This window comes from Halosimplex amylolyticum, assembly GCF_051414035.1.
In the GTDB taxonomy this organism is placed as follows: domain Archaea; phylum Halobacteriota; class Halobacteria; order Halobacteriales; family Haloarculaceae; genus Halosimplex; species Halosimplex amylolyticum.
In genome coordinates, this window is the sequence record NZ_JBLKNW010000022.1 from 1 (window position 1) to 667 (window position 667).

Here is a 667-nt window from a genome sequence, read left to right on the forward strand (position 1 = left end):
AAGCGAGCCGCCTGGGAAGTACGTCCGCAAGGATGAAACTTAAAGGAATTGGCGGGGGAGCACTACAACCGGAGGAGCCTGCGGTTTAATTGGACTCAACGCCGGACATCTCACCAGCACCGACAATGTGCAGTGAAGATCAGGTTGATGACCTTATTGGAGCCATTGAGAGGAGGTGCATGGCCGCCGTCAGCTCGTACCGTGAGGCATCCTGTTAAGTCAGGCAACGAGCGAGACCCGCGTCCGTAATTGCCAGCAGCACCCTTGTGGTGGCTGGGTACATTACGGAGACCGCCACGGCTAACGTGGAGGAAGGAACGGGCAACGGTAGGTCAGCATGCCCCGAATGTGCTGGGCAACACGCGGGCTACAATGGCCTGGACAGTGGGTTGCAACACCGAGAGGTGGCGCTAATCCCCTAAACCGGGTCGTAGTTCGGATTGAGGGCTGAAACTCGCCCTCATGAAGCTGGATTCGGTAGTAATCGCGTGTCAGAAGCGCGCGGTGAATACGTCCCTGCTCCTTGCACACACCGCCCGTCAAATCACCCGAGTGGGGTCCGGATGAGGCTCGGATACCCGAGTCGAATCTGGGCTCCGCAAGGGGGATTAAGTCGTAACAAGGTAGCCGTAGAGGAATCTGTGGCTGGATCACCTCCTACTGACCG

The 667-nt window shown here is 58.0% G+C and carries 1 rRNA gene; it reads left to right on the top strand.

What is annotated here, in order from left to right:
• Nucleotides 1–659 (top strand): 16S ribosomal RNA (locus ACMGFE_RS26030); the annotation flags it as partial.
• Nucleotides 660–667 lie beyond the last annotated feature (8 nt).